Origin of the sequence: Pseudomonas sp. HMSC063H08 (assembly GCF_001813645.1) — a bacterium.
In the GTDB taxonomy this organism is placed as follows: Bacteria; Pseudomonadota; Gammaproteobacteria; order Pseudomonadales; family Pseudomonadaceae; genus Pseudomonas; species Pseudomonas aeruginosa.
Map to the genome: position 1 here is coordinate 5,900 of NZ_KV813477.1, position 647 is coordinate 6,546.

Genomic DNA, 647 nt, shown 5'->3' on the forward strand with positions numbered 1-647 from the left:
GGGCACGTCAACCCGAAGTACGGCAGCGAGCCGGGGCGGCTGTTTTACACCCATATCTCCGACCAGTACGCGCCGTTCAGCACCCGCGTGGTGAATGTCGGCGTGCGCGATTCCACCTATGTGCTCGACGGTCTGCTGTACCACGAGTCCGACCTGCGGATCGAGGAACACTACACCGACACGGCCGGCTTCACCGATCACGTCTTCGCCCTGATGCACCTGCTGGGCTTCCGCTTCGCACCGCGCATCCGTGACCTCGGCGAAACCAAGCTCTATGTGCCGCAGGGCGTACAGGCCTACCCGACGCTGCGCCCGCTTATCGGCGGCACCCTGAACATCAAGCACGTGCGCGCCCAATGGGACGACATCCTGCGCCTGGCCAGCTCGATCAAGCAGGGCACCGTCACCGCCTCGCTAATGCTGCGCAAGCTCGGCAGCTACCCGCGCCAGAACGGCCTGGCCGTGGCCCTGCGTGAGCTGGGCCGGATCGAGCGCACGCTGTTCATCCTCGACTGGCTGCAGAGCATTGAGCTGCGCCGCCGCGTGCATGCAGGACTGAACAAGGGGGAGGCGCGCAACTCCCTGGCCAGGGCGGTGTTCTTCAACCGCCTTGGCGAAATCAGGGATCGGAGCTTCGAGCAGCAGCG

At 65.5% G+C, this 647-nt stretch carries 1 protein-coding gene; it reads left to right on the plus strand.

Annotated elements, in window-relative coordinates; all coding sequences use genetic code 11:
- The coding region (locus HMPREF2924_RS20120; RefSeq protein WP_141765552.1) for a Tn3 family transposase at nucleotides 1–647 on the plus strand (647 nt) is incomplete at both ends.